This window comes from Rhodococcus sp. P3_B8 (assembly GCF_056402775.1).
The window spans coordinates 1-5752 of sequence record NZ_JBFUGT010000060.1 but is presented as its reverse complement, the minus strand read 5'-3'; the positions used below and the strand labels follow the sequence as shown (position 1 = coordinate 5752).

General features: G+C 67.5%; 1 protein-coding gene. It reads left to right on the top strand.

Going from position 1 to position 5752, the window contains the following annotated elements; translation table 11 throughout:
• Window positions 1–164 precede the first annotated feature (164 nt).
• Window positions 165–5752, top strand: a 5588-nt coding sequence (locus AC1D1G_RS20035; protein ID WP_477953433.1) for an amino acid adenylation domain-containing protein, incomplete at its 3' end; no start/stop codon positions are given.

Genomic DNA, 5752 nt, shown 5'->3' with positions numbered 1-5752 from the left:
ACGGAGCCGTGCCGCTGTGCAACGATGGGGTCTGTGCGCCCTGTGGACGGCGAACGAGTTTTCTGGGGGACGGCGAAAAGCTACCGCCTCCCGCATTCGCGAGCCAGGATACGGACGCGGTCACGCTGTGAGCGGTCGGGGATACCTTATGGGGAGGAACCGCCGTGAAGCCCGTCGACACGCGGAAGCCGGCAACACACGATTCCGAAGGGGAGCCGTTCCCCCTGTCCGCGGCGCAGCGTGCCACCTGGTTCGCGCAGCAACTCGACCCCGCGGTGCCGATCTCGGTAGCGCACTATGTGGAACTGCACGGCGACCTCGACATCGACCTGCTGCGCCGGGAGACCATCGCGGTGGCCCGCGAATTCCAGTCGCCGTTCCTCAAGGTCGTCGAGGTCGACGGCCGACCGATGCAGTACGTGGACCACGCCACCGACACGTCCATCGCCTTCATCGACTTTCGCGGTCAGGACGACCCGGTCGCTGCCGCGCACGAATGGATGGACCGGGACTACCAGGCCCCCCTCGATCTCGATGTGGATCGACTGTTCGAGACCTCGATTCTCTGCGTCGGAGAGTCGCATTACCTGTGGTACAGCCGCATTCACCACGTCGCGCTCGACGGATACGGCGCCATGACGCTGATCAACCGCATCGCGCACCGGTACTCGGCCTCGGTGGCCGGCCGCGAACCGGATCCGAGTCGCGCCGCGACCCTGCACGAGCTGTACGACGTCGATGCCCGCTACCGGTCGTCCGACCGCTTCGAGGCGGATCGGGAGTACTGGGCGAAGCGAGTCGAGGCCGTCGACGGATCGACTCTGGCCGACGCGCCCGCCCCCGCACTCGCCAGGAGCAAGGTCGAGAGTGCCCTGCTGTCCGAGGCGGCCGTGTCCGGTATCCACGGCGCCGACAGTCAGGCAAACGCCACCGCGGCAGTCACGATCATCGCCGCCTTCGCCTGCTACCTGTCGCGAATCACGGTGAAAACCGATGTCCTCGTGAATGTTCCGATGTCCGGCCGGACCACGTCGGTGCTGCGCAACTCCGGCGGCATGATGGTCAGCGTCGCGCCGCTGCCGATCACGGTCGACGAGGACGAGACGGTCGCGGACCTCGTGTCACGGGTCAGGCGAGAGCTGATGGGCGCGTTGCGGCATCAGCGGTGCAGTGTCGAGGACATCCGCCGCGACGTGGGCGCGGGCAGCGGCGCCGATCTCCACGGACCGATGGTCAACGTCATGCTGTTCCACCAGAACGTGCAGCTGGGTCCACTGGTCGGCGAATACCACATCGTCACGTCGGGTCCGGTGGAAGATCTCCTGGTCAACGTGTACCCGAGCGGGACACCGGCCGAGATCTTCGTCGATTTCCGGGCCAACCCGAACCGATACGAGGACGTGGCGCTGCGCCTGCACCACCGGCACTTCGTCGAACTGCTGGAAGAGTTCATCTCGGCCGACCCGCAGGCCCGGGTCGCGACGATTCACGAGGTCACGGCCCGCGACGGCGAGCGACGACGCCGCGAGGCGCATCAACTCGAGTACTGGACGGATCAGCTGGCGGGGATCCCCGAAGTGCTGAACCTGCCGTCCGATCGGCCGCGGCCCGTCGCGCAATCCGGGCGGGAAGACCGCGTAGAAATTCCGATCGGCGCGGAAGCGCATGCCGCGGTGCTGGCCCTCGCGCACAAACACGACACCACCGCGTTCTCGGTTCTGCACGCAGCGTTCACCGCGCTGCTGAGCAGGCTGTCGGGCGTCTCGGATGTAGTGATCGGAACCACGACCACGGTGGACCACGACCGGAACCTCGTGGCGCTCCGTACCCGCGTCGAACCGGACACGTCCTTCACGCGTCTCCTCGGCCACGTCCGCGACATCGACCGGGAGGCGTTCGAGCACCGCGACGTCCCATTCGAACGGGTGGTCCGGACGCTCGCCCTCGGCGATTCGCCCGCGTACTCGCCGATCGTCCAGGTCCTGCTCGAGTGCAGTGACGATCCGGAGACGTCCGGGATCGGCCGACTCGACCTCCGGGTGACCGCGACCGAGACCTTCGACGCCGACGGCATCCCGTCCGGCATCACGGCGACCCTCGGGTTCGCCACCGATCTGTTCGACCCCGGCACGGTCCGTCGCCTCGGCGAACGGTTCCGCCGAACCCTGGAGACGACCGCCGGCGACCCCGGACTCGTCGTCGGCGACGTCGACGTCCTGTCCGATACCGAACGGGCCACCCTCGTTCCGGTGTCCGGCGGGCCGGGGCGACGGGGCCGCACACTGCCCGAATTATTCTCAGCGGCAGCACGATCCAACCCCACCGGTGTCGCGCTCTCGTATGACGGTATCGAGATGACGTACCGCGAAGTGGACGAGCGCTCGAACCAGTTGGCACGCGTCCTCGCCGAACGCGGTATCGGGCCGGAGAACTTCGTCGCACTGGGCATGACTCGCTCGATCGAGTCGGTTCTGTCGATGCTGGCGGTGGCCAAATCGGGCGCGGCCTACGTGCCGGTGGACCCGAACTACCCGGCCGAACGGATCGAGCACATGCTGGGCGATTCGGGTGCCGCCCTGGGCGTGACGGTGTCCGCCGTCCGTTCCCGGCTTCCGGACGCGATTGCGTGGCTCGTGCTCGACGACGAAGAATTCCGGACCCTCTGCGCAACGCAGCCGGTATCCGTCGTGACCGATGCCGAGCGGGCACGGCCCCTCCGCGTGGAGAACCCGTCCTACGTGATCTACACATCCGGTTCCACAGGCAGGCCCAAAGGCGTCGTGGTCACACACGGTGGCCTGGACACCTTCGCGGCCGAGCAGCACTCACGATTCGGAGCGACGCAGACATCCCGGATTCTGCACTTCTCCACACCGAGTTTCGACGCGTCCGTCTCCGAGTACCTGCACGTGTTCGCCGCCGCGGCAACCATGGTGATCGTGCCGCCCACGGTCTACGGCGGCACCGAGTTGTCCCGGCTCCTGAAATCGGAGCGGGTCACTCACGGATTCGTCACCACTGCCGCGCTCGGAACGGTCGAACCGGACGGACTCGCCGACTTCGGGGACGTGGTGTTCGGCGGCGAGGCGTGCCCGCCGGAACTCGTCGAGCGGTGGGCGCCCGGTCGCAGATTGTGCAATGCGTACGGGCCCAGCGAGGCCACCGTCATGTCCAACATCAGTGCGCCGATGTCACCGACCGGAGCCATCACGGTGGGCGGTCCGCTCCGCGGATTCCACGAGGTCGTCCTCGATGCGCGGTTGCAACCCGTGCCGCCCGGCGTCGCCGGAGAGCTGTACGTCGCGGGTGACGGCCTCGCTCGCGGATATCACGGCAAATCAGCGTTGACGGCCGAACGGTTCGTGGCCAACCCCTTCGGCGGCCCCGGCGAGCGGATGTATCGAACCGGGGACGTGGTGCGGTGGCGAACCGACAGCACACTGGAGTACTTGGGCCGCAGCGATTTCCAGGTGAAGGTACGTGGCTTCCGCATCGAGCTCGGGGAGATCGACACCGTCCTCCACACCCATCCGCGCGTGCGGACCGCGGTGACGATGCCGCGAACGGCACCGTCCGGCGACACGGTGCTCGTGTCGTACGTGGTGCCTGCGGCCGGGCATCAGCTCGCGACTGCTGAGGTGATCGAGTATGCCGCAGAGCAATTGCCGACGTACATGGTGCCGGCGGCGATCGTGGTACTGGACGAGATCCCGATGACACCGGTGGGGAAGCTCGATCGTGCGGCACTGCCGGCGCCGGAATTCCTCTCCACGGCCGCCGAGTTCCGTGCACCTGCCACTCCGGTGGAGCGGGCCGTCGCGCGGGTGTTCGCCGACGTACTGGGTGTGGAACGAATCGGGCTCGACGACAGCTTCTTCGACCTCGGCGGAAATTCACTGGTCGCGACGAAAGTGGTGGCGCGGGTCAACGCCGCCCTCGGCGTCGACCTCGTGGTGCGGACCCTGTTCGAGGCACCGACGGTGGAGGCACTGGCGGACCGGATCGAGGGTACTCACGCGAGGCGCCCCGACCGCCCGGACCTGGTGGCGCAGACGCGTCCCGACCGGATCCCGCTATCGCTCGCCCAGCAACGTATGTGGTTCGTCAATCAGTACGACACCTCGTCACCGGCCTACAACATTCCGATGGCGCTCCGACTGTCCGGAACGCTCGACGTGGAGGCGCTCCGGGCCACGGTGGCGGACGTCCTCGAACGACACGAATCGCTGCGCACGGTGTATCCGGCGTCAGTGGACGGACCGCATCAAGTGATCCTGCCACCGGGGGAGGTGATTCCGGACCTGGATCCGACGGTCTGCGACGACGAGGACGCGGTGCGCGCGCGGATCGCCGAATCGACCGCTCGGGGCTTCGACGTGAGCACCGAGGTGCCCGTGCGTGGTGACCTGTTCCGGACCCGCCACGACGAGCACGTCCTCATGCTGGTGGTGCACCACATTTCGGCGGACGGAGCGTCGCTGGCCCCACTCGCGCACGACCTGATGGTGGCGTACTCGGCGCGGGTACAGCAGCAGGCACCCGGCTGGGCGCCGCTGCCCGTGCAGTACGCCGACTACAGCCTGTGGCAGAGGGCGGCCCTCGGCAGTGACGAGAATCCCGGCAGCCTGATGTCGGCGCAGTTGGAATACTGGAAACAGACGCTGTCCGGCCTCCCCGACGTGATGGATCTTCCCTTGGATCGACCGAGGCCCGCGGACAGAGCATTACGGGGTGGGATGGTCCGGTTCCCGGTGTCAGCGGAACAGCATCGGGCGCTTCTGCTCCTTGCGCGGCAGCGCAATTCCACGATGTTCATGGTGATGCACGCGGTGCTGGCGGTGCTGGCGGCGCGGCTGAGTGGTTCCGGAGACATCGCGATCGGGACGCCGATCGCCGGGCGCGGCGAGGAAGCACTCGACGACGTGGTGGGGATGCTCGTCAACACTCTGGTCCTGCGGACGASCGTCGAGTCCGCCGCGACGTTCGGCGAGGTGCTGTCCCGGGCGCGGGAGGCGGATCTGGCGGCGTTCGGTCACGCGGAGGTGCCGTTCGAGAGCGTGGTGGACGCGGTCGCACCGACCCGCTCGACCGCGTACTCACCGCTGTTCCAGGTTCTCCTGGAGTTCCAGAACACCGCCCCGGCGCACCTCGACCTGCCGGGACTTACGGTGGAGATCCTCGATGTCGAAACCGGTGTGTCCAAGTTCGATCTGCAGTTGACGCTCGCGGAGCGCTACGACGCGTCCGGGACGGCAGCAGGCATCGACGCGTCGTTCACGTTCGCGTCGGACGTGTTCGATCCGGAGACGGTCACGGGATTCGGGGAACGGTTCCTCCGGATTCTGGCGGGAGTGGTTGCGGATCCGGATGCGCCGGTCGGTGATGTGGAGGTTCTGGGGCCGGGTGAGCGGGCGTTGGTGGTGGGTTCGTGGAATGCGACGGGTCACCCGGTGCCGCGTACCACCCTTGCCGGCCTGCTCGACGCGCAGGTGGGGCGGACTCCTGGTGCTGCGGCGGTGGTGTGTGGGGATGTGGTGTTGTCGTATGGGGAGTTCGGTGCGCGGGTGAATCGGCTGGCGCGGTTCCTGATCGGGGCGGGGGTGGGTCCGGAGTCGTCGGTGGGTGTGGCTGTGCGTCGTTCGGTGGATTTGCTGGTGGGGTTGTACGCGGTGGTGAAGGCGGGTGGGGCGTATGTGCCGATAGATCCGGATCTGCCTGCCGAGCGGGTGGGTTTTGTGGTGGGGATTGCGGA